The organism is Alistipes sp. DJF_B185, assembly GCF_964250025.1.
In the GTDB taxonomy this organism is placed as follows: domain Bacteria; phylum Bacteroidota; class Bacteroidia; order Bacteroidales; family Rikenellaceae; genus Alistipes; species Alistipes finegoldii.
This window is the reverse complement of record NZ_CAXUDY010000013.1, coordinates 16,164-39,971: the sequence shown is the minus strand read 5'-3', so window position 1 is coordinate 39,971 and position 23,808 is coordinate 16,164. Positions and strand designations below refer to the sequence as shown.

Sequence of the window (23,808 nt, the reverse complement as noted above, 5' to 3'; positions counted from 1 at the left end):
TTTTCAGGAAGCGGCGCATCCGAGCCTCCGCTCCGGCGGTCTTGCGGCCGCTCTCAGTTGGCGAAGGTCAGGCCCTTGTCGTCGGCGCCGATCTTGATCGGTTTTTCGCGGTTGACGTCGCCGGCCAGAATCCGTTTCGAGAGTTCGTTGACGATGTAACGCTGGATCGTACGTTTGACCGGACGCGCGCCGTAGAGCGGGTCGTAGCCGGCGGCGGCGATCCATTCGCGCGCCTTGTCGCTGTATTCGAGGCGGATGCCGTTCTCGGCCAGCATCCGGCGCACGGCGCCCAGCTGGATGTCCACGATGCGCTCGATATCCCGGCGCGTCAGCGGCTCGAACATCACGATCTCGTCGATACGGTTCAGGAATTCGGGCTTCAGCTGCTGTTTCAAAAGGTCGATGACGTCCATCCGGGTCTTCTCGACCACTTCGGGCGCGAGCTTCTCGCCGCTGAACGCCGCCGCGAAATTCTCCTGAATGATATGCGATCCCATGTTCGAAGTCATGATGATGATCGTATTGCGGAAGTCCACCGTGCGGCCCTTGTTGTCGGTCAGACGGCCGTCGTCGAGCACCTGCAGAAGAATGTTGAAGACGTCGGGGTGCGCTTTCTCGATCTCGTCGAGCAGCACGACCGAATAGGGCTTGCGGCGCACGGCTTCGGTAAGCTGGCCGCCCTCGTCGTAACCGACGTATCCCGGAGGCGCTCCCACCAGACGCGACACGCTGTGGCGCTCCTGATACTCGCTCATGTCGATACGCGTCATCATCGAGTCGTCGTTGAAGAGGAATTCGGCCAGCGCTTTGGCCAGCTCGGTCTTGCCGACGCCCGTGGTGCCGAGGAAGATGAACGAGCCGATCGGCTTGCGGGGGTCGTTCAACCCGGCGCGCGAACGGCGCACGGCGTCGGAAATGGCGGCGATGGCCTGCTCCTGACCGATGACGCGCCGGTGCAGCTCGTCCTCCATGTGCAGCAGTTTCTCGCGTTCGGAAGCCAGCATGCGCGTCACGGGGATACCCGTCCAGCGCGACACCACCTCGGCGACGTCCTGCGCATCGACCTCCTCCTTGATCATCGAGCCGTTGGCCGACGCCAGCTTGTACTCCTCCTGAAAGGCGGCGATCTCCTTTTCGGCCTCCTGAATCTTGCCGTAGCGGATTTCGGCCACCTTGCCGTAGTCGCCCTGCCGCTCGGCCTGCTGGGCCTCGATCTTCAGCTGCTCGATCCGGTCCTTGTTCTCCTGAATCCTCTTCAGCAGATCGCGCTGGCCCTGCCATTTGGCACGCATCTCGGCGTCTCTGGACTTCAGTTCCTCGATCTCCTTGGTGAGCTGCTCCACACGCTCCCTGTCCTTCTCGCGGCGGATCGCCTCACGCTCGATTTCGAGCTGGCGCACACGCCGATCGAGGGTGTCGATCTCCTCAGGCACGGAGTTCATCTCCAGACGCAGGCGCGAAGCCGCCTCGTCCACGAGGTCGATCGCCTTGTCGGGCAGGAAACGCGAGGTGATGTAGCGCGTCGAAAGTTCGACGGCGGCGACGATCGCCTCGTCCTTGATGCGGACCTGATGGTGGTTCTCGTAACGGTCTTTCAGTCCGCGGAGGATCGAAATGGCGTCCTCCTGCGTCGGCTCGTCGACCATCACCTTCTGGAAACGGCGTTCGAGGGCCTTGTCCTGCTCGAAGTATTTCTGATACTCGTCGAGCGTCGTGGCGCCGATGGTCCGCAGGTCGCCGCGCGCAAGCGCGGGTTTGAGGATATTGGCGGCGTCCATCGCGCCCGACGACTTGCCGGCGCCGACGAGGGTGTGGATCTCGTCGATGAACAGCAGTATTTCGCCTTCGCTGGCGACGACCTCCTGCACGACGGCCTTGAGCCGCTCCTCGAACTCGCCCTGATACTTGGCGCCCGCGATAAGGGCGCCCATGTCGAGCGAGTAGATCACCTTCGATTTCAGGTTTTCGGGCACGTCGCCGTCCACGATACGGTGGGCGATGCCCTCGGCGATGGCAGTCTTGCCCACGCCGGCTTCGCCGACCAGAATCGGGTTGTTCTTGGTGCGGCGCGAGAGAATCTGCAACACGCGCCGGATCTCCTCGTCGCGGCCGATCACCGGGTCGAGCTTGCCCGAACGGGCCTGTTCGTTGAGGTTGACGGCGTACTTGCCCAGCGCGTCGAACTGCTGTTCGGAGGTCTGCGAATCGACCGTCGCACCCTTGCGGAAGATACGGATCGCTTCGAGAAGCTCCTTCTCGGTGGCGCCGCTGCGCTTGAGGATGTCGGCCGCCTGTCCGCGTTCGGCCACGAGACCCAGCAGAAGGTGTTCGACCGAAGCGTATTTGTCGCCGAAGTTCTTGGTGAAGTCCACGGCGCGCTGGATCACCTTCGAGGTTTCCTGCGCAAAGAACTGCTCGCCGCCGCCCTCGACCCGCGGCAGGGAGCCGACGGCGCGCTGGGTTTCGTCGCGCAGTCCGCGCACGTTCACGCCGACGCGTCCCAGCAGGAACGTGGCCAGCGAATCGTCCTCGCGGATCAGCACCGCGAGCAGATGGAGCGGCTCGACAGCCTGCTGTCCGCGCTCCCGCGCAAGGTTGAGCGCTGCCTGCAACGCCTCCTGCGCCTTGATGGTCAATGTGTTTATATTCATAATCGCAAAGTTAAATTTCACACGGTCCGATGGTTCGCGTCCGGGGCCGCAACCCGCGGCTTACCGCCGCGCATGCAAGTCCGACTCCCCCTCAAATCCCCGCCCGGCGGGGACTCGTCGCATTGCGACCGGATCGCAGACGCAAACCATTCGTCATCAACATCCGCAAAACACCTGCCAACCTCATTTTTCGGTCATTGTGTCATCTTTTGTCACAACACGCTGTCAAAATGCGCCAATTTGGCGCAACGGCGGACGGGCGCGCAGGGACGGCGGAGGGGACAATTTTTAATCCCGAATTTTCAAATCTTCGCTCATATTTCTTATCTTTGCGGAACTATGAGTGATTTTATCGTCAGCGCACGCAAATACCGCCCCGCGACCTTCGCCTCGGTCGTCGGGCAGAAACATATTACCTCGACGCTCAAAAACGCCATCGAGCGCGCCCAGCTGGCCCATGCCTACCTCTTCTGCGGTCCCCGCGGCGTGGGAAAGACCACCTGCGCCCGCATCTTTGCAAAGGCCATCAACTGCCTGAGCCCCAACGGCGCAGAAGCCTGCAACGAGTGCGAATCGTGCCGCTCGTTCAACGAGGGCCGCTCGCTGAACATCCACGAGCTGGACGCCGCATCGAACAACTCGGTGGAGGACATCCGCACGCTGATCGAGCAGGTGCGCATCATCCCGCAGGTGGGCCGTTACTCGGTATTCATCATCGACGAGGTCCACATGCTCTCGGCCGCAGCCTTCAACGCCTTCCTCAAGACGCTCGAAGAGCCGCCCGCACACGCCATCTTCATCCTCGCGACGACCGAGAAACACAAGATCATTCCGACCATCCTCTCGCGGTGCCAGATTTACGACTTCAACCGCATCCGCGTCGAGGACAGCGTCGAATACCTCAAATACATCGCCGGGCAGGAGAACATCTCGGCCGACGAAGAGTCGCTGAACCTCATCGCGCAGAAAGCCGACGGCGGCATGCGCGACGCCCTGTCGATGTTCGACAAGGCCGTGTCGTTCTGCGGCACGACGCTCGACTACCGCAACGTGGCCCAGACGCTCAACGTGCTGGATTACGACACCTATTTCAGCGTTACGGAGATGCTGCTCGCAGGCAACTACGTCGATGTGCTGGTCACGTTCGACACGGTGCTCTCGAAAGGCTTTTCGGGGCAGACCTTCACGGCGGGACTCAACCGCCACATGCGCGACCTGCTGATGGCCAAGCGCCCCGAAACGCTGCGGCTGATCGAAATGACCGGAACGCTGCTCGAACGATACCGGACGCAGGCGGGCGCCTGCAATGTCGAGTTCCTGTTCGGAGCCATCTCCATTCTGACGGAGCTCGACGGGAAGATCCGGCAATCGTCGAACCAGCGATTGCTCGTCGAGCTGGGCCTGATGAAGATCGCAGGACTCGGCCAAAAAAAAAATGACGATCTGACCTCCTCCGGGGAGTATTCCCTCCCCGCCCTCTCACCCCGTACGGCCGCAGGCGCGGCGGCGACTCCGACGGCTGCGGCACGACCCGCGCCGCAGCAGAGCGCGTCTACAGTTCAGGCGCAGACAGTTTCCGCGGCAGGACAAACGACGCCGGGTACGTCCCAGTCGGGTGCGGGAGCAACGGTGCAGGCCGCAACTCCACCGGCGGCAGGACAAACGGCACCGTCCGCAGTTCAGCCGGGAGCAGGACAAACGGGGCAAGGCACTGTTCGGCCGGAAGCCGGACCGACGGCATCGGCCGGCATACCGCAGGTATCCGGATTTTCCGTACGCGGAGCCGCGATGCAGACGGCGGGTCGGCAGGCAGCGGAAGTTTCCGCTCAGGACAACGCTCCGCAGGCTGCGGCAGCCGGACAAACGATACCGGGCGGAGCGGCGAATCCCGCGGCGCAAGGAGGAATGGCGAATCCGGCGATGCAGAGCGGGACCCCAAACCCGACCGCGCAGGGCGGAGCGGCAAATCCGGCAGCGCAAGGAGGAACTGCGGGACCGACGGTACTGGGCGGAACACCGCATCCGACGGCACAAGGCGGAGCGGCCGTCCCGGCAGCGCAAACCGCAGGCGGAACAACCGCTGAAACGGCTCCGCAGCCCGCACCGGCAAAGCCCGCAGTGCAGACCGCACCGGCTCCGGCACGGCGTCCGCTCATATCGGGCGCTTCGCTCTCGGAACTGCTCGCCTCGGCGGGCAGCGATCCCGACGAAGAGCTTTCGGACGGCGAAACGCCCGACGAAGCCGAAGCCGCAACCGTCGATCCGGAGTGCGCCGAAAAGCTGGAGCACGCCCGTAGCAGGATACTGAACCTCATCAAGGAGAAACGCCCGCGCTTCGTGCCGGCCTTCGAGCTGATGACGTTCCGCGACAACACGATCTCGGTGAGCGTGCCGACGACCGAACTGCGCGAAGAGATTCTGCGCAGCAAGACGGGAATGCTGATGCGCATCGCCGAACTGGCCGAAATAGAGGGAATGATCGAATTGGAGGTCATCGTAAACGAAGAGATACGGGCGGTGCGTCCGATCAAACTCGAAGACCGGGTACGGTACATTACGGAGAAAAACCCGCTGGTGGCGGAGCTTCGCAAGGCGCTGGATCTGGAAGTGGAATAACGCACCCGATTTACGGCGCACGCCGCAGGACCGGTTCAGGCGAACGGCCGCAGACGGAGGCGCATGCAGACCGCCGGCACGACCGCCGGACGCCGGACAATATTGATAATCAAGACAAAGAAACAATAAAATGGCAACAAAGAATTTCATCGAAGAACTCGAATGGCGCGGCATGATCCACACGATCATGCCCGGCGCAAAGGAACAACTCGAAAAAGAGATGACGACGGCCTATCTGGGCATCGACCCCACGGCCGACTCGCTGCATATCGGACATCTGGTAGGCGTGATGATCCTCAAGCATTTCCAGATGTGCGGCCACCGTCCGCTGGCGCTCATAGGCGGCGCGACGGGCATGATCGGCGACCCCAGCGGCAAGTCGCAGGAGCGCAACCTGCTCGACGAGCCGACGCTCCGCCACAATCAGGAGGCGATCAAACGGCAGCTCGCCAAACTGCTCGACTTCGAGTCGGACGCGCCGAATGCCGCCGTGCTGGTCAACAACTACGACTGGATGAAGGACATCTCGTTCCTCGAATTCATCCGCGACATCGGCAAGTGCATCACCGTCAATTATATGATGGCCAAAGACTCGGTCAAGAAGCGTTTCAGCGGCGAGGGCGACGGCATGTCGTTCACCGAATTCACCTACCAGCTGGTACAGGGCTTCGACTTCCTGCACCTCTACCAGACGATGAACTGCAAGGTGCAGCTGGGCGGCGCCGACCAGTGGGGCAACATCACCACCGGCACGGAGCTGATCCGCCGCAAGCTGGGCAGCGAAGCCGAGGCGTTCGCCATCACCTGCCCGCTCATCACCAAGGCCGACGGCACGAAGTTCGGCAAGACCGAGAGCGGCAACGTATGGCTCGACCCGCGCTACACCTCGCCCTACAAGTTCTACCAGTTCTGGCTCAACGTCAGCGACGAGGACGCCAAGCGTTACATCCGCATCTTCACGCTGCTGGACCGCGAGACCGTCGAGGCGCTGACCGCCGAGCATGAGGCGGCGCCCCACCTGCGCATACTGCAGAAGCGGCTGGCGCAGGAGATCACCACGATGATCCACTCCAAGGAGGAGTACGAAAAGGCCGTCGAGGCTTCGGCGATCCTCTTCGGCGGATCGACCTCGGAGGCGCTGCGCAAACTCGACGAAGAGACGCTGCTGCAGGTGTTCGAGGGCGTGCCGCAGTTCCGCATCGCCCGCGCCGAGCTGGGGCTGCCGTTCGTGGACCTCTGCACCGAAAAGGCGCAGGTCTTCCCCTCGAAGGGCGAATGCCGCAAGATGGTGCAGGGCGGCGGCGTGTCGCTCAACAAGGAGAAGGTCGCCGACGCGGCGCGCGAGGTGACCGAAGCGGACCTGATCGCCGGCAAGTACCTGCTGGTGCAGAAGGGCAAGAAGAATTACTTCCTCCTGATCGCCGAATAAGATGGAGTATCGCATCGTTCTCTCGCGGATGGAGTTCCGGGCGCTGCACGGCTGCTACGAACTGGAACGCAAGGTCGGCAACCGTTTCACGGTCGATCTGGAACTGACGGCAGAGCTGGGCGACGCCGCCGTGCAGGACGACGTGCGCAAGACGGTCAATTACCTGACGGTCTACGAAGTGGTGCGGATGCAGATGCGCATCACGCAGCACACCATCGAACGGGTGGCGATGAACATCATCGAAGCGATTTACGCCGCCTTCGCGCAGGTACGGCATGTAAAATGCACCGTATCGAAACTGGCGCCGCCGCTGGGCGGAAAGCTTGAGAAAGTGAGCGTCGTGCTGGAGAAATAGGACGGGTGTGCGCCATGCGCGCACCCGTTTCCGATAATAAACAGGTTAGGTTATGCATCATAAGGAGAGTCGCGCCACGCTGGGTGGCAAATTGAGCGCCGTGCTCGTCGCGGCGGGCAGCTCCGTGGGGCTGGGCAACATCTGGCGGTTTCCGTACGTCGCCGGAGACAACGGCGGCGGAGCCTTTCTGATCATCTACATCCTCTGCGTACTGCTGCTGGGGCTGCCGCTGATGATCGCGGAATTCTCCGTGGGACGGGCGTCGCACCTCAATGCGGTGGGCGCCTACCGGAAGCTGAACCGCCGATGGAGTTTTCTGGGCTACAACGGCGTGCTGGCGGCATTTCTGATTCTGGGATTCTACTTCGTGGTTTCGGGATGGACGGCCGAATACATGGTGCACTCCGCCACGGGCGAGATCGCCCGCTACTCTACGGCCGAGGAGTACAAAAACCTCTTCGAAACCTTCATCAGCAATCCGTGGCGGCCGGTTCTCTACACCTGTCTGTTCGTGCTGGCGACCCACTTCGTGATCGCGCTCGGCGTGCAGAAGGGCATCGAGCGTTCGGCCAAGATTCTGATGCCGCTGCTCTTCGTCATCCTGATCATCCTGTCGGTCCACTCGCTGCTGATGCCGGGCGGCGAAGCGGGACTGAAATTCCTTTTCGCTCCGGATTTCTCGAAAGTGACGCCCACGACGGTGCTCGTCGCGCTGGGGCAGGCGTTCTTCTCGCTCTCGATCGGCATCGGGACGATGGTCACCTACGCCTCGTATTTCAAGCCCGACACCAACCTGCGCCATACGGCGCTCAACGTCACGATCCTCGACACGCTGGTAGCCGTTCTGGCCGGCGTGGTGATCTTCCCGGCGGTATTCAGCGTGGGCATCGAGCCTTCGTCGGGTCCTTCGCTGGTGTTCATCACCCTGCCGAGCATCTTCAACGACATGCCCCTGAGCATGGTCTGGTCGTCGGTATTCTTCCTGCTGCTGGTCGTGGCGGCGCTCACCTCGACGATCTCGCTGCACGAAGTGGTGACGGTCTACCTGCATGAAGAGTGGCACCTGAGCCGCAAGACCGCGGCATGGCTGACGACCGCCGCAACGGCCGCGCTCGCATCGCTGGCGTCGCTGTCGCTGGGAGTGCTGAGCGGCTGGACGATCTGCGGACTTTCGCTTTTCGACTCGCTCGACTTCCTGACTGCCAACATCCTGCTGCCCGCGGGCGGATTCTTCACCTGCGTCTTCGTCGGCTGGAAACTCGACCGGCAGATACTCAGGGACCAGATCACCAACAACGGGGAGCTGAAATTCCGCATTTACGGCGTCTTCATCTTCCTGCTGCGCTACGTCTGCCCCGCCGTGCTGCTGCTGATCTTCCTCGACAACCTCGGCGTATTTTAACGCCGGGCCGACGGCAATAGCAAAAACCTGAAACCAATAACAACCCGAACCGAATCATCGGTCCTGGATTAAAGTGATGTAACGATTCGATATTCGGGTCGTTACATTTTTATATAGGATAATAGGTAATGAGAAAACAACGATTTGTTTTCAGCGTCTTGCGCTCAAATACCGCATTTCAAATAACTAGATGCAAAATACGAAAAAATTTTCAACCGGGCAAATTTAGGGTCTGCCCTTACCAATGTCGAGTCCCGGAGTTATTTACTCTGGAACCTGGTAAAAAGCTTGTTTTTCGGATCAGACCTTCGACAGATTTTCCGCAATCCGGATACGTAGGTAGATACGAACTTCGAATGATATGTTGCTCAGCCTAATACCTTTGCGGGATTAAAATTGGTCGTAAAATAAAGTAATGCATTCATAGTAAGCACTAAAAGTATGGTTAAAATTCCAGCCTAAATATAGCATTTCAAATTGTCTCGTTTTATAGTGTGATTTTACAATGACAAGATAAAATAAGTAAGTCGTAAAAATTAATTTATACCCGTTGGCGGAATTAAATTAGCGCATATTTAACCCTACCATGGGTTTTCTTATTAAAAGGATTTGCCAAAGTAGGAGCCGAGATGGGCTTGTTCTGTCCGTCTTACAATCTACGACGTGCTATAAAACTCAAAGGTGTACCTTCTCTTGTTGCCGCTCTCCAACAATGACCTTTGGGGGGGGACACCATTGAAAAACACGCATTATCAAGGCTCATATCGTTTTTTGAGCCTTGATCGAGAATCGCTTAACATAAAGATAGACCTATGTGGAGCCGCAATTGCGGCTCCGTACACTGTGATATGCGCTCTAATGCCGTTCTCGGACGACCTGGGGGGGGGCAAAAATCCCGAAATCGTTCTGAAAAGTAATGTTTTTTGGTTCTTTGCCATATTTACATGCACAGTCATATTCCCCACACCGTGTTGAAGCACCATCTAAGCGACGGATACTGCAACCCACAAATAAAGAACAAACACTTGTCCAAGCGTCCGTCATCAAACGACAAAAAAATCCCGGACGGTTCCGCATACGACCGTCCGGGAATAGTGCGGTTAATACGCCGCAGGATTACCGCGAAGCCTCGCGGATGCTGACGGCATAGCCGCCGCCGGGAGCCACCCGCTGCGTGAACTTCGACCGGGAGGTCACGACCGTCTGCTGGATGGTGTAGGCCTGCGGATTGGTCCGGTAGTGGGCGTCGGGCGCATCGGCGTAGATCGTAGCGACGTACTTTTTGCCGGGCTCCAGAAAATCGAACGCAATCTTCGACAGGTGTCCCTCCTCCCCTGCCGTCGAGCCGATGAACCATTCGCCAGTATGCTTCGCCCGCCGGGCCACGGTGATGTATTCGCCCGGCTCGGCCTCCAGATAACGGCTTTCGGACCAGTCGAGGGGCACGTCGCGGATAAACCGGAAGGCATCGGGGAAACGTTCGTAGTTTTCCGGAAGGTCGGCGGCCATCTGCAGCGGCGAGGCCATCGTGACGTAGAGCGCCAGCTGATTGGCCAGCGTGAAATTACCGTGTGCCCGATTGCCGGGATTCACTTTGGAAATATCCATTTCGAAAATACCGGGCGTATAGTCCATCGGACCGCCGATGAGCCGCGTGAACGGAAGCACGCAGACGTGGGAGGATTTCGATCCGTTGCCGGCCTGATACTCCGTGCCGCGGGCTGACTCGTTGCCAATCAGGTTGGGCCATGTGCGGCACAGTCCCGTCGGACGCACGGCTTCGTGGGCGTTGACCATAATGCGGTAGTCGGCGGCTTTCTCCAGCGCATACTGGTAGTGGTTGACCATCCACTGGCTGTAATGATTCTCACCGCGGGGAATGATGTTGCCCACATAGCCCGATTTCACGGCGTCATAACCGTTCTCCTGCATGAAGCGGTAGGCACGGTCGATATGGCGTTCGTAGTTGCGCACCGAGGCCGAGGTCTCGTGGTGCATGATGAGTTTCACGCCCCGCTCCCTGGCGTAGTCGCGGAGCCCCTCGACATCAAAATCGGGATAAGGGGTCACGAAATCGAACACATAGTCTTTCGAATTGCCGAACCAATCCTCCCAGCCGGTATTCCAGCCTTCGACCAGCACGGCATCGAGTCCGTTGTCGGCCGCAAAGTCGATATAACGCCGGACGTTGGCGGTCGTGGCACCGTGGCGTCCGTGGGGACGGAGTTTCGTGTAATCGGTAACACCCAGCTGGACCGAGGGTACGTCGTCGGTATAAGACCAGGCGCTTTTGCCGGTGATCATCTCCCACCACACCCCGACGTATTTGCAAGGTTTGATCCACGACGTATCGGCGATTTTGCAGGGTTCGTTCAGGTTGAGCGTCAGGCGCGAAGCCAAAATGCCGCGGGCATCGTCGGAGACGATCACCGTGCGCCACGGCGTCGTGCAGGGCGCCTGCATGTAGCCCTTGTCGCCCTGCGAATCGGGCGTCAGCCACGACTCGAAAACAAAATTTTTGTCGTCGAGGTTTAGGTGCATGCAGGGATAGTCCACCAGCGCCGCTTCGTGGAGGTTGATGTAGAGACCGTCGTCGGTTTTCAGCTGCAGGGCTGTCTGCACGCCTGTCGGCGAAAACGAGGTCTGCGAGAGGTTGCCCGTGATGGCATCCTTCATCCGGGAGCGAATCTCCGACAGCCGTGAGCGGGTGTAGTCGTACTCCTGCGTATCGTAGTCGCCGGGAATCCACCACGCCGTCATGTCGCCCGGCATGGCGAACTGCGTGCGCTCCTCGCGGATCACGAAATAAATCAGGTTCCGCTGCCGGGGAAATTCGTAGCGGAAGCCCAGCCCGTCGTCGTAAAGACGGAACCGCACGATCATCGCCCGGTCGGTGGAGGGCTGGCGGAGTGTCACGGCGAGTTCGTTGTAGCGGTTGCGGATCTCGGACTCCTCGCCCCACACGGGACGCCATGTCTCGTCGAAGGACGAGCGCTCCGTGTCGGCCACCTCGAAGCCGTTGTAAAGCGAGGTCCCGGGATTGGCGGGAACCTGCGTGACGTCCATCGAGAAATCGGCCTTCGTTCCCCCGCCCTTCAGTTCGAAGCCCAGGCGGCTGGGCCGGATCACCTCGTGTCCCTTACAGGTCAGAACGTATTGCGGCACTCCCCCATCGGACAGCCCGAAGGTCATCGTCAGGTTCCCGTCGGGAGAGGTCAAGGTCTGCGCCGCAGCGACGGAGCCCGTCAAAAGGGCATAAAACAAGAAAATTCGTTTCATCATCATTTCTATGGGTTATTTATGACATAAGTACGGCGTTCGGGGCCTACTCCTTTGATGGTCAACCGCTTCCAAGAGGCAGGCAGGGCCGTTTCCCGGCACACGATCCCCTTGTCGGTGATCTCCAGTCCGCCGAAGCCGTTCATAACGGCCTGGAGCATTCCTCCGGCGCAGGTGGTGAAATAGGGGTTGTGCGAGGTCGGAGTCTCGGCCAGCACCCCGAACGGGGGCCGCAGGTTGGGCCGGTAACAGCGGCGGAACATCTCCTCGGCCTTCGCGGCGTCGCCCAGCCAGGCATACTGCACGCAGAAGACGCTGAATGCCATGGCGGGACCGTTCACGCGGTCGATCTTCGCATCGTAGTAGGCCAGATCGCGCAGCAGCAGCCCGCGGTCGGTGACGACACCGAGCGGATAGCCCAGCAGGTTGACATCGGCCTGCTTGATCTGCTGGCCTGCATAACCTGCGTATTCGAGCGTCACGCCGGCGTCGTCCCGAAGGATGCGTAGTCCGTCGGCAATGTCGCTCCAAAGAACGGGAGCTTTCTCCCCGCACGCCCGGGCAGCCTCCACGGCATTGCACAGAACGACCTTCGCGGCGCCATTGGTGAAGGCATTGTCGGTGACATTCATGGCGTATTCGTCGGCGCCGACCACCCCCGCGATCGAATAGCTGCCGTCGTCGTTGCGCACGACACGGCTCACCCAGAATGCGGCGATCTCCTTCAGCAGCGGCCATCCCGTGGTGCGGAGCCACTCCCGGTCGCGGGTCACGCAGTAGTAGTTCCAGGCGGCGATGCCCACATCGGCCGTGATATGGTGCTCCATCGGGCCCGTGATGGCCCACGTCGGGGTAGACTCCTCGCCGAACCAGTCCGACTCCCAGGGAAACATCACGCCCCGATATCCGTAGGCCGAGGCACGGCGGCGAGCGGCGGCGAGGCGGTCGGTGCGGTAGTCGACCATCGAACGGGCAATACCCTCGTTCAGCAGCAGCATGGGCGGGTACATCCACAGCTCCGCGTCCCAGAAAATATGGCCGTTGTACCCCTGTGACGAAAGTCCCATCGGCGGAATGCTCAACCGCGAACCGGCACGGCACGAAGCGTAGAGGTTGTAGAGCGCGAAACGCACGACGCGCTGGGCCTCGTCGTCGCCCTCTATCTCGATGTCGCCCTGCCACATCTCATCCCAGAGTCTACGGTGACCGGCCAGGACTCGGTCGACCGACTCATGGGCGATGTAGATGACCTGACGTTCCGATTCGCTGTAAGGATCGCTGAAATCGCGGGTCGTGCAGACGGCCCCGGCAAGCGTGAAACGCTTTGTTTCGCCCGCTTTCAGGCGCAGGCGGAGCCTCGCGGCATCATCCCGTCCCTCGTATCCGAACCCTTCGCACGCAGGAATGAACATCGACGAAGCCGAAACATCGTAACGGCCGTGCGCGGTCCGGGCATCGGTCCGGAGAATGTTCGTCGGATGGCCGTCTACAAGGAACGACCTATGCGTGCGGCGGGATGTGCGGTATTCACCCTCGGGAACCTGCATCGCGGTGCGGAAATCGGCCTCGGCATCCTGCAGGGCCGTCACTTCGACATCAATCAGCGCTGCATAGGGCATATTGCGCAGGGCGATGACCGAATAGGCGACGCGAAGCTTGCCGTCGGCGACGAACGTCGTCGTATGCTCGGCCCGGCGCATGTCGATCGTCTGCCGCCATCCGGAAATCGCGTCTCCGTCGATCTCGCGGCCGTCGACGCGCATCGTCATCGAAAAGGGATCGATACCCCGGACGGCACAGTTGACACCCGTGCGGTCGTTCAGTTCGAAGACGTGATTCAGCACCACATGACGGATGGAGAAAGGTTCTTTCCACGGCAGGATGCCCAGCATGCCGTTGGCCGTCGAGGCTCCGGTATAATCGGCGGTATAGTCGTCAGCTTCGAGCTTCCAGCCGTCGGCCGCCGCAGGGAGCGAGGCTACCCACAGCAGGACGGCGGTTCCGACGAGGCGGATCATGCGTGTTCTCATGGCGAATTAGGGCTTGGATATTTTCAGGACGACGCAGTCGTGCACCGGAATGTCGAATTCGTAGGAGGATTGCTGCGGCAGATTCCGGTGCTCCCAGAGGTCGCGCACTACCCCACTCGTGAAGCCCAGTTCAGAGGGCGTGAGCGTATACTCGAGGGGCTGGGACTCGCGGTTGAACACCGCCACGATCCGGCTGCCGTCGGTCAGCTCGCCCGTCCAGACGGAGCTCTGCGGATCGTTCGGGTCGTCCGAGAGGGGTTTGCCCGTGAAACCGTCCTGCACGAGGGCCGTCAGTTCGCGGTTCTGGTAGAACCGGAGCCGGTCGCCCGCCGTGTCGTGACGGTCGGCAACGGCCACGAGCCCTCCGGCTATCACGTTGAGCGAAACGACCGAGCGGCATTCGCCGTCCGAAGCCATCGTGTTCAGACGGATGAAATCGCCGTCGAGCATCACGCGGCCCCGGCCCGAAATGCGGGAGAAATAGACAAGGCCGTCGAACGGGTTCATCCACTGCATCCACATCGGATAGTGCACGCCCCGTTCCAGCGCGGAAAAGCGTTCCCAGCCCCCGGCCTCGGTATCAACGCTGACGCGGATCGAGTGCGCATAGTTGCGTTCGACGGCGGCGTCGCCATAGGCGTGGTTCATGGCCACCGAAAGGAACATATCGTGCTTGTCGCACTGCTCGCGCATCCACCGCAGAGCGGTTTCATACATCCAGTCCGGACGGTCGGGCCCCACACCCTCGGGACGAAAGCGATCCTTGCCGTCCTCGTAAAACGAGAGGAAATCGACACGCAGGAAGACGGCACCCATCTCGGCGTAGTGGTCGACATAGCCCCTCACCCACGCTTCGGCACCCTCCCGGTCCAGCTGCACCCAGTTGTACTGGTGCCCGTTGCGGTATTCGTTCAGGTCAACGATGTTGGCGACCGGGATGTCCGTACCCTTGATTTTGAGGCCCGACTGGGCCACCTCGCGGGGAACCCAGAGCGGATTGCCGTAGATACCCAGTTGCAGCCCCTTCGAACGGCAGTAATCGGCCCAGTAGGCATAATCGTGCTGCCAGTTGATCGACGCCCGAGAGACATAGCCGTACTCGTTGCAGACACGCAGGTCGTGTTCGGTCATCCAGCCGTCGGTCGAGACCAGCGTATAGCCGTAATTCTTCAGGTTGGCGGCCACCCAGTCGATGTTGGCCTGCCACTCGTCCTCGGGCATATAACTGTTCTTCTCGTAGTTGTACTCATAAGGACTCCAGTACATCGGAGCCTTGTGGCGCTGCTCGGGATAGACGGGCGTGTAGAGACTACAATTCACATAGGCGCTGTCGGCGACGCTGTAAAGTTTCCAGTGGACCGAGGTGTTCATCGTCAGTTTCACTTTCAGCCGCACGGAGGCCGATTCGCGGACGTTGCATTCGTCGACGACGATCCGGTTCAGTTCCTCCTGCGTCAGCACACAGGCACGCTCGCCCCGGGCGAAGCTCTTCGACCAGCTTCCGGCATCAGCCAGTGCTTCGTCGTCGATGCCGATTTCGAGCGTATAGCGGGTCGATCTGTCGTCGGCACCGCCGCTCCAAGCGATCTCCAGCGCCTGACGCGCGGCGTTCTGCTGCGAAAGCTGCACGGCATCGGCCGACACCGTGAGGTAGAAATCCGAAAGGGGACCGGCATCCGACCGCGCATCGTCGCTTTCACACGACGAAACGCACAGCGACCCCATGAGGCTTATTGCATATAAATATCCGATCATTTTCATAACAGTTTATTTTATTCGTCAGCTTGTTCGAGCGTAAAGATCACCTGCATAGCGTGTATGTCCACGCGTATCGTGTAACGTCCGGGCGTGGCGATGAGCCAGGCATTATCGTCCTGTTTGTAGTGCATGCCGCAAGCTTCACCCGGCACGACCTGCGTGTCCGGCTCGAGCGCCGTCAGCCGGGGACTCCCCCACGCCGTATCGGAGATGTCGCACATGATATTGAGACCGCCCTCGTTCAGGTGTCCAGTCCAGGTGTAATAGCGGTTGCCGTCTTCCGGAAGGAGCGTCGATTGACTGTAATCGAATCCCCAGCCCTGGGGCGCCGCGCCTCCGATCAGCCCGAGCGACGGATAGGCCGTCTCCTCGGCATCGCTCCGCACCAGGCGGAAGGTGACGGTCTGGGCCTGCATATCGACCGCTATTTCATAATTGCCGGGCGTGCGGATGTCCCACTTGTTGTCGTCGGCGGGGGTGCAGGCAAAAGGTTTGACCGTAGCATCCGGAGTGACCGGGTCGCTTGCGACCGTCGCAAGCAACTGGTACTCTCCCCAGTCGTTACCCGCAGTCCGGTTGCAGACGAATTTCAGTTCGCCGCGGTTCAGGTGTCCCGACCATTTCCACGTCGTGCCTTCGGACGCAAGCGGAGTCATGTTCCCGGCATCCCAGCCGTTGGGTGCGGCATCACCCACCATGTGCATCGCCGTGCAGTTCTCCAGCAGGCTCCGTTTGAGGGTGAACACGACCGTTCCCGCCCCCGTATCGACCGAGACGGCCCAGGTTCCCGGAACGCCGATCTTCCACATGAAGTCGCCGCGGTTCGGCTCCGACACGGCCGCCAGCACCAGCTCCTCGCTGACACCCGGGACCACGGGTTTGTCCCGCTCCGAAGCGATATACTGGTCGGTCTCCCAGGTGCCGTCGGGATCGCACGCAAAGCGCAGCGTACCGACCTTCAGGTCGCCTTCCCACGTAAAGACACGTCCGCTGCGCGTCAGCGGCGTCGCCTCCGTGATCGCCCAATCGCCGGGAGTCGCGGGACCTACCATCGCGAGGGAGGTGTAGAAGCGCCGTTCGAGCGTGAAGAGAATCGTGCGCTGCTCGGTATCCACGGTGACGGTGTATTCGCCCGCCTGCGCGATTTTCCACATATACGCATTCCGGGCAGGATCGGAGGCCCGGGTGAGGGTCATGGTCTCGCTGCGTCCCGAAACGATCTCCCTGTCGGCCTCGGAGGCGATGAACTGATCGACACCGAGCGTACCGTCGGGATTGCATAGCACACGCAGGTTTCCGGCCTCCAGCGCACCCTTCCACGTGAATTCCGGGCTGTCGCTCCCGGAACGGGTCATGGCCACGGCCTGCACCGGGTCCGTACCGCCGGGAGTCGCATCACCGAAGAGCGCGAGCGACGCGAAGACCGGCGTCGCTCCGTAGGGCGTCACATCGACATAGGAGATGGCCGACACCGCCTGCTGTTCCCCGCCGACATAAGCGGCGACACGCGCTTCGAGCGTGATGCGGCGGCCGGGTTCCTGCCGCCAGGTCTCGGTGAGCAGCTCATTGAGCGCACCCACCGTATAGGTTTTTCCCATACCGGCGGCATCGGCGGTCTCCACGGCCGTTTCGTCGCCCGAAATTCCGAGCGAGAAACGATAGATAGCGTCAGCGGCATAGTCGTTCGCATCGCTCCACGCGAAAGCCACAGCCGTTTCAGCAGCCTGAGCCTCGTCGAGAATGAGGGTCTGCGGATCGGCCGACAGCGTCAGCGGCAACAGCGTCGCATAAGTCGTCACACCGACCTGCACGACCGCCGAAAGGTTGACCGATTCGGAGCCGGTGACTGCCGCGACACGAGCCGTGAGGATCACCGGGTCGCCCGCCTCAGCACCCCACTCGCCGACGATCAGCTCCTGCAGTTGGGCTCCGGTGAACGAATGGCTGTTCGCGGCGATTTCCCCGACTTTATGCACCTTCGCAACGGGAGCGTCCTTGAGGGCGAGTTCGAGCGTATAGGCCGTTTTGCCGGCATAGCGGCTCCCGTCGTTCCACGTGAGAGTCAGGGCCGTCTGTGCGGCATTTTCGCGCGTGATGGTCACGGCGTCCTGCTCCGGGGAGAGCGTGATGGGACGGATGTCCGCTCCGCCGACCTCCTTGTCGTCGCTGCATCCCGTCCAGAGAAGCAGCCCCGACAAGAGGATGAATAGATTTTTTATACGGTTCATTTTCAGAAATTTTAAGGGTTAGCGTTTTTCAAAACTGATCGTCAGCGCGTCGATATCGAGCGTGATCCGATAGTTTCCGGCCTCGGTGACGCGCCATTTATAGTCCACGCCGCCGGGCTGCACCAACTGCACCCCCGTCATCGTCAGGTCGGTGCAGTCCTCGACGACGGGCATGAAGAAGGGAGCGTCCCAGCTGGTCTTTCCGGCCGGGAATTTCAGTTCTCCGACCACTAAGGGGCCCTCGTAAACAAACTGCGCGGTACCCTCGACCCAGGTTAGCGGAGTGGCTTTTTCGATGGCCCAGTTACCCGGAGTGGCACCCCCGACCATATAGACGAACTCGTATTCCGGATAATATACCAGCGTATGGGTCAGGCGCTTGGTGTTCACGACCAGCCGGTAGGTGGCCGAACGGTCGATCCGCAGGCGCGTGCCCTCCGCATCGGTGCAGAGCTCCATCGAGGAAGCGTCCGCCCCGCGGAAGAAGGCAGGAAGCAGGCTCGTGCGCTGTCGCGGCAGGATGTATTCGCCGGTGCGGAAACGGCCTTTGTAGCTGTACTGGCGCGAGAGGACCTCCTCGGTCATGGCCACGGCTTTCGAAGGTTCCCAGCCCAGCGCGGCGCCGTCGACCTCGACGGCATCGCCCAGCAGGTAGAGCGGCGCGGAGGGCAGTTCGTAGGTCTGCACGTCGAAAGCCGTCGTAGCGACTCCGGGCATGAGGAATTTGTCGGCCGTGAGGCGGGCGATCACCTTGCCCTCGAGCCGGGCGGATTCGCCCGGGGTGATCCCCCACCGTTCGAGGCAAAGGTCGTTGAGTTCCTCGACCGTGAAGCTGCGCTCGAAGACATCCGGTCCCAACACCTCGAGGTCGGTCGCCGTGGCGAAATTGTTGTCGGCAATGTCCATCTTGAAGCAATACTCCACCGAAACGGCGCTGCCATAGGTATAGCCCCGGTTCCAGGTGAACGTAACGGCCGTTTGGGCATTGTTCGCGGGGTCGAGCACGATCTCCTCCACGGAGGCGTCGATGCGGAGCGCTTCGCCGCCGGTCGGAGCATAGGGGCTTTTGTCCTCGTCGCATCCGGCGAATGCAAGGAGCGAAGCCAGTATCCAGATAAAATGCTGTTTTTTCATCGGTTGCGTGTTATTCCTGGGTTGACCAATAGGGATTCTGCACGAGGTTGGGATTCTTGTCCATCTCCCAGCTCGGTACGGGCATGAAATAGAACGCCTTGCGGTAGACGTGCTTGTAGTCGAGCTGCGTGCGGCGGAAATAGCCGTCGCGGGTCGTGGCGTTGACGTTCATGCCATAAACCGGCTCGTTGAGCACGTTCCCGGCCTCCTTCCAGCGGCGCAGGTCGTTGTAGCGGACGCCCTCGACGCAGAGTTCGACACGGCGTTCCATGCGGATCAGTTTGCGCATGGCGATCTGGTCCGAAGCATCGACCGCAATCTGGTCGGGACCGGACCCGTAGGTCGGAATGCCGGCGCGTTCGCGGATCTTGTTCAGGTAGACGAGGATGTCCGCATTGCCCGGGTCGCACTCGTTCAGCGCCTCGGCGTAGTTGAGGTAAGCCTCGCCCAGCCGGTAGAGGATTCCCGGACGGTAGATATAATTGTCGTTCAGCTCGTTGTGGTCGGGATGCACCTTCTTGCGCAGCAGGTAGCCCGCCTGCGGGGAGTTGTAGCCGCCACCGTCCATGTCAGGGTTGTGGAACTCCGTGCGGCGGTTCGACTCGCGGAACCATGCATCGTTGTAAAGCACCGTGACGTAGAAACGCGCCTCGCGGTTGCAGTACATATTATAGGTTCCTGCGGTGGTGATTTCGCCGGGGGTCTCCGTGGGGCTTCCCTCGATCCACTCCGTGTTGCGACGGTCGGAGGCCGTCGAGTAACCGACGTCGGAATAGCCCGAGGCGGAGTCGTCGATCGGCAGGCCGTTTTTCATGAAGAAGGCGTCGACCAGCGACTGGCTCACACCCAGACCGCCGTTGCCGCCGCTGCCGCGCGGCGTAGCGTGCTTCTCGTAATCCCAGATGTTACACCCTCCGGGGCGTGCGAAAAGAATCTCCTTGTTGCCGTCGGTCCAGCGTGTGAACATCATGTTCTGGTACGACAGGAAAGGATCGATCTTGCCGTCGGCCGTCAGTTCGGTGTAAAGCCTGTAACCATTGCCTTCGGCCAGCTCGATCAGCTCCCGGCATGCTTCGGCGGCTTTCGTCCATTTCGAAGGGTCGTGCTGCGTGCTGAAAAGCGCCTCGCCCTTCTTGTTTACGTGCCCGGCATAGTCCGGATTGCCGTTCACGAGGTCGCTGGCGGCAAAGAGCAGCATGCGGGCCCGGACGGCATGGCACATGACCGACGTGGCACGGCCGAACTTGTTGTTGTTGGTATAGTAGGCCGGCAGCCCCTTGGCCGCTTCGGTCAGCTCCTTGTCGATCCAATCGACAATCGTGTAGAACGGCGTCTGGCCGATCAGCAGCTCCTCGTTGCTCGCCCCGGCATCGACCAGCCCCGGCGAGAACGGGATCGGGCCGTAGGTCTCGATCAGCAGCCAGTAGTAGTAAGCGATCATGAACCGGGCCTCGTTCTTCATCAGGGCCACCTCCGAGGCGGTCACACCGTCCTGCGGCAGGGGTTTCACATGGTCGAGGAAGATATAGGCCGAACGGATGTATTTGGGCAGTTCCGACCAGTAGTACATCTTCCATTCGGTGGCCGGCGACCAGTTGCCGGCGACCATGTGGAGCACCGTCCAGTCGAAGGTCGTCCAGGCCGTGGGCAGCGTCATGTCGTCGCCCAGCGTGTCGTAACCGGCCTTGTTCATATAGTCCCAATAGGGATCGGCGATGCCCGCGTAGATGCCGGCCAGCCAGTCTTCGGTGCGGGTCTTGTCGTTGAAGACCATTTCGAGCGTCAGCTCGTCCTCGGGCACCTGATCGAGGTAGGAGCACGATGCGAGCAGCGAAAAGCCCGCCAGCACGATAGTCAGGTATATGCGTATTTTCATGGCAGAACGGTTTTAGAAGGTTACGGAAGCTCCCAGCGAGTAACTGCGCATCGTCGGATAGATCAGTCCGTCGTTGGCTCCGACCTCGGGGTCCCAGAGTTTGAAATTCGAAAAACAGAAGAGGTTGTTGCCGCTCACGAAGAACCGGCATTTCTTATAGGTATAGCCGATCTCGACGGTCTTCACGCGCAGAAAGCTCATGCTCTTCTTCCACCAGGTCGACGGCTGCCGGTTATTGAGGCTCGAACCGTAGGAAAAACGCGGGTAGAAGACATCCTGACGCGGACTGTCGGGGCTCCAGCTGTCGGCATAGTTGGTCAGGATGTTGCCCAGCACGCCCGAACCGCTGCCGGGAATGAAGACATCGCTGCCGACGATGCGCCACGTATTGGCCGTCCCCTGCAGGAAAACACTGACATCGAGGTTCTTCCAGCGGGCACTGGCCCCGAATCCATAGACGATCTCCGGGGTCTCGGTGCCGCCGATGGGCCCCATGTCCTGATCGTCGATCACCCCGTCGCCATTCAGGTCCTTGTAGCGGATGTCGCCCGGACGGACCGAACTGTATGACTGCGTGGGAAGCCCCTCGCGCAGGATACCTTTTTCAACGTCGGCGAAATCAGCCTCGGTGAAGAGCCCGAGCGCCGTCAGGCCGTAGAGTGTCGAGACCGACTGTCCGGTATAGGAGCGGTAGGTGCCGACGACGGTCGGGGCCTCGTCTTTCTCGATGGTCTTGTTGCGGGCGAAGGTGAACGTGCCCTTGAGCGAAAGGAACCAGTCGCGGCCGAACTGCTTGTTGAACTCCAGCGCCAGATCGACACCCCGGTTTTCGACGATGCCGTAGTTGGCCCACGGGGAGTCGATGAAGCCTGCCGAGCCGGGGATATTGGTGCGCTGCATGAAGATGTTGCTACGGCGCTCGAAGAAATAGTCCGCCTGCAGGTTCAGGGCATTCCAGAGCCCCAGTTCCAGGCCGATGTCGAATTTCGCGGACTCCTCCCAAGTGAGGTCGGCGACTCCCTGGTGTCCCTCCCAGCGGCCCGTATGGGCGACATTGCCCTGGGTCGTGTGGCCGCCGCTGCCGTCCGTACCCCACGAATAGCCATTGTTGGTTCCCAGCGTGGTGATATAGGCGAAGCGCAGTCCGTTGATGCGGTCGTTACCGACGATGCCGTAGGAACCGCGCAGCTTGAGCTTCGACAGCACGTCGCGGGCCGGCTCCATAAAGTGTTCCTCGGAGATCAGCCAGCCGACGGCCACCGAAGGAAAGAAGCCGAAGCGGTGATCGCGGGCGAAATTCTCCGAACCGTTGTATCCGAAATTGAACTCGGCGACATAACGGCGGTCGTAGGAGTAGGAGAAACGCCCCGCGAAGCCCTGGTTGCGGTAAGGCAGCTTCTCGCCGGTGTCGTAACTGCGCTGGTTGTAGAGCAGCATGGCATCGACATAGTGTTTGCCGAACTCGCGCGAATAGCTCACGGCGCCTTCGAGATAGGTCGTCTGCTCGCCGAATTCACCCGACGAGGCATGGTCGAGAAACTCCTGTCCGTAGCTGGCGATGTTCATAATCAGGTTGCCGTCGTCGTCGCGCCCCGTGGCCGGATTGTAGTAATCGGGCGTCTTTCCGCGCCGCACGAGGCTGGCGTTCGAACTGTCGAAAGCGAAGGTCACACGGGCCCGCAGACCCGGGGTGATGAATTTCAGGTTCTGCTCGAGCGAAGCCTGACTCTCGATCTTGGAGTTGGAGAGACGCTGGTAGCCGGTCTGCGTGGCCAGCGCCCAGGGATTCTGGTTGCCGTCCTTGCGGGCGACCTTTCCGTTGGAATAGATGGTCGGATGGACGAACGGCGGCGTGTTGAAGGCTACGTTGAACAGGTCCTCGATGTCGTGGTTGACCTTGTTCTGCCGCTGCAGGTAGCCGCCGATGTTGATTTTCAGCAGCGTGGTTTTGGTGATGTCCACATCGACGTTCGAACGGACGTTGTAACGGGTCAGCTTGGTCGAACCGTCCCACGACTGGCTGTCGTCGCGCTCCATGATGCCCCGCTCGTTGTAGACCGAGGCCGTGACATTGTAGCGCAGCACGGGCGAACCGCCGTTGACATTGACGTTCACGCGCTGGTTCCAGGCATGTTTCTTCGTGATGGCGTCGATCCAGTCGACATCGGGATAGAGGTCCGTATCGTACCGGGATTTCGTGAGGCCGATCTGCTTTTGAGAGAACGGCAGCGTGATGCGGCTGTCCGACGCGATAGCGTTCATGACCTCCATATAGGTGGTCGCATCGACGAATTCCGGGAGCTTCGTCGGCTCGCTCATGGCGACCTCGTAACGCAGCGAGACTTTCGGAGGTCCCACCTCGCCGCGTTTGGTGTTGATCAGGATCACACCGTTGGCACCCCGCACGCCGTAGACGGCACTCGCGGCGGCATCCTTCAGGATCGAGAACGACTCGATCTCGGCCGGGTCCATGTCGTTGAGCGAACGCTCGACGCCGTCGACCAGCACCAGCGGCGTGGAGCCTCCGGCGAAGGTGCTGATGCCGCGAATCCAAAAGTCTGAATTGTCCTTGCCCGGCTCGCCCGTGCGCTGCACGGCGATCACGCCCGAAAGCTGCCCCGCAAGGTTGTTGCTCAGCGAGCGGTTAGTACCGATCTGCAGGTCCTTCGGGGCGAGGCCCTCGACGGCCCCCACGACGCTCAGCTTCCGCTGCGTACCGTAGCCCACAACGACCACCTCGTCGAGTTCCGAAACCTGCTCTTCGAGGATGACATGGAGATTGATCCGGCTGCCGACCACGATTTCCTGCATCTGGTAGCCGACGAAGCCGAAGCTCAGAACGCTTTTCTTGTCGGGGACATCGATGAAGAAACGGCCTTCAGCATCGGTCGTAACGCCCTGCGAGGTGCCTTTGAGCAGGACCGTAACGCCGACCATCGGCTCTTTTCCCTTATTAACGACCAGGCCGTTAATCGGGATCGTTCCCGCCGAAGCCGCCGCCGCAGACAGAAACAGGGCGAGGACAGACAGCATTGCGCGTATACAACAAG

Annotated in this window: 12 protein-coding genes; 4 read left to right on the top strand and 8 right to left on the bottom strand. The window is 60.7% G+C overall.

From position 1 onward, the window contains the following. Positions 1-53 precede the first annotated feature (53 nt). On the bottom strand, positions 54-2,651 hold the full coding sequence (clpB, locus tag ACESTR_RS13060) for an ATP-dependent chaperone ClpB (RefSeq protein ID WP_022043702.1): 2,598 nt from the start codon (positions 2,649-2,651) through the stop codon (positions 54-56). Between the two features lie 339 nt (positions 2,652-2,990). Here clpB and dnaX point away from each other — a divergent pair, with 339 nt between their 5' ends. The 4 genes from dnaX to ACESTR_RS13040 all read left to right on the top strand — a co-directional run bounded on the left by dnaX (position 2,991) and on the right by ACESTR_RS13040 (position 8,453). Further along, complete coding sequence (gene dnaX, locus ACESTR_RS13055; protein WP_373179357.1) at positions 2,991-5,267, top strand: DNA polymerase III subunit gamma/tau; 2,277 nt, start codon at positions 2,991-2,993, stop codon at positions 5,265-5,267. A 130-nt stretch (positions 5,268-5,397) separates the two neighbouring features. Beyond that, positions 5,398-6,696 (top strand): tyrosine--tRNA ligase, encoded by a 1,299-nt coding sequence (gene tyrS / locus ACESTR_RS13050; protein ID WP_288489715.1) that lies wholly within the window; start codon positions 5,398-5,400, stop codon positions 6,694-6,696. A gap of 1 nt (position 6,697) precedes the next feature. Continuing rightward, positions 6,698-7,051: a dihydroneopterin aldolase gene (gene folB, locus ACESTR_RS13045; RefSeq protein ID WP_009596750.1), complete on the top strand. Its 354-nt coding sequence runs from the start codon at positions 6,698-6,700 to the stop codon at positions 7,049-7,051. A 52-nt stretch (positions 7,052-7,103) separates the two neighbouring features. Continuing rightward, entirely contained in the window at positions 7,104-8,453 is a 1,350-nt protein-coding gene (locus tag ACESTR_RS13040; protein ID WP_009596751.1) for a sodium-dependent transporter, read from the top strand. A gap of 1,116 nt (positions 8,454-9,569) precedes the next feature. On the opposite strand, the gene ACESTR_RS13035 is transcribed toward ACESTR_RS13040, so the two are convergent. From ACESTR_RS13035 to ACESTR_RS13005, 7 genes are read right to left on the bottom strand one after another with little or no spacing between them, the layout of a single operon-like run. Beyond that, on the bottom strand, positions 9,570-11,735 hold the full coding sequence (locus ACESTR_RS13035) for a glycoside hydrolase family 97 protein (RefSeq protein ID WP_373179356.1): 2,166 nt from the start codon (positions 11,733-11,735) through the stop codon (positions 9,570-9,572). A gap of 5 nt (positions 11,736-11,740) precedes the next feature. Beyond that, complete coding sequence (locus ACESTR_RS13030) at positions 11,741-13,762, bottom strand: glycosyl hydrolase family 95 catalytic domain-containing protein (protein ID WP_276770634.1); 2,022 nt, start codon at positions 13,760-13,762, stop codon at positions 11,741-11,743. 6 nt (positions 13,763-13,768) lie between these two features. Further along, a complete protein-coding gene (locus ACESTR_RS13025) occupies positions 13,769-15,523 on the bottom strand; it encodes a SusE domain-containing protein (protein WP_276770632.1) in 1,755 nt (584 codons plus the stop codon). An 11-nt stretch (positions 15,524-15,534) separates the two neighbouring features. Further along, positions 15,535-17,748, bottom strand: coding sequence for a SusF/SusE family outer membrane protein (locus ACESTR_RS13020; RefSeq protein WP_276770630.1), 2,214 nt, complete (start codon positions 17,746-17,748; stop codon positions 15,535-15,537). 18 nt (positions 17,749-17,766) lie between these two features. Further along, positions 17,767-18,882 carry a SusE domain-containing protein gene (locus ACESTR_RS13015; RefSeq protein WP_276770628.1) on the bottom strand — a complete coding sequence of 372 codons (1,116 nt, stop codon included), beginning with the start codon at positions 18,880-18,882 and terminating at the stop codon, positions 17,767-17,769. A gap of 10 nt (positions 18,883-18,892) precedes the next feature. Beyond that, a complete protein-coding gene (locus ACESTR_RS13010; RefSeq protein WP_276770626.1) occupies positions 18,893-20,758 on the bottom strand; it encodes a RagB/SusD family nutrient uptake outer membrane protein in 1,866 nt (621 codons plus the stop codon). 12 nt (positions 20,759-20,770) lie between these two features. Further along, positions 20,771-23,791 (bottom strand): SusC/RagA family TonB-linked outer membrane protein, encoded by a 3,021-nt coding sequence (locus tag ACESTR_RS13005; RefSeq protein ID WP_276770624.1) that lies wholly within the window; start codon positions 23,789-23,791, stop codon positions 20,771-20,773. Positions 23,792-23,808: the final 17 nt, after the last annotated feature.

Excerpts from the sequence above, each read along its gene's own strand:
- clpB (WP_022043702.1), bottom strand. The coding sequence starts at position 2,651 with ATGAATATAAACACATTGACCATCAAGGCGCAGGAGGCGTTGCAGGCA.
- dnaX (WP_373179357.1), top strand. The coding sequence starts at position 2,991 with ATGAGTGATTTTATCGTCAGCGCACGCAAATACCGCCCCGCGACCTTC.
- tyrS (WP_288489715.1), top strand. The coding sequence starts at position 5,398 with ATGGCAACAAAGAATTTCATCGAAGAACTCGAATGGCGCGGCATGATC.
- folB (WP_009596750.1), top strand. The coding sequence starts at position 6,698 with ATGGAGTATCGCATCGTTCTCTCGCGGATGGAGTTCCGGGCGCTGCAC.
- ACESTR_RS13040 (WP_009596751.1), top strand. The coding sequence starts at position 7,104 with ATGCATCATAAGGAGAGTCGCGCCACGCTGGGTGGCAAATTGAGCGCC.
- ACESTR_RS13035 (WP_373179356.1), bottom strand. The coding sequence starts at position 11,735 with ATGATGAAACGAATTTTCTTGTTTTATGCCCTTTTGACGGGCTCCGTC.
- ACESTR_RS13030 (WP_276770634.1), bottom strand. The coding sequence starts at position 13,762 with ATGAGAACACGCATGATCCGCCTCGTCGGAACCGCCGTCCTGCTGTGG.
- ACESTR_RS13025 (WP_276770632.1), bottom strand. The coding sequence starts at position 15,523 with ATGAAAATGATCGGATATTTATATGCAATAAGCCTCATGGGGTCGCTG.
- ACESTR_RS13020 (WP_276770630.1), bottom strand. The coding sequence starts at position 17,748 with ATGAACCGTATAAAAAATCTATTCATCCTCTTGTCGGGGCTGCTTCTC.
- ACESTR_RS13015 (WP_276770628.1), bottom strand. The coding sequence starts at position 18,882 with ATGAAAAAACAGCATTTTATCTGGATACTGGCTTCGCTCCTTGCATTC.
- ACESTR_RS13010 (WP_276770626.1), bottom strand. The coding sequence starts at position 20,758 with ATGAAAATACGCATATACCTGACTATCGTGCTGGCGGGCTTTTCGCTG.
- ACESTR_RS13005 (WP_276770624.1), bottom strand. The coding sequence starts at position 23,791 with ATGCTGTCTGTCCTCGCCCTGTTTCTGTCTGCGGCGGCGGCTTCGGCG.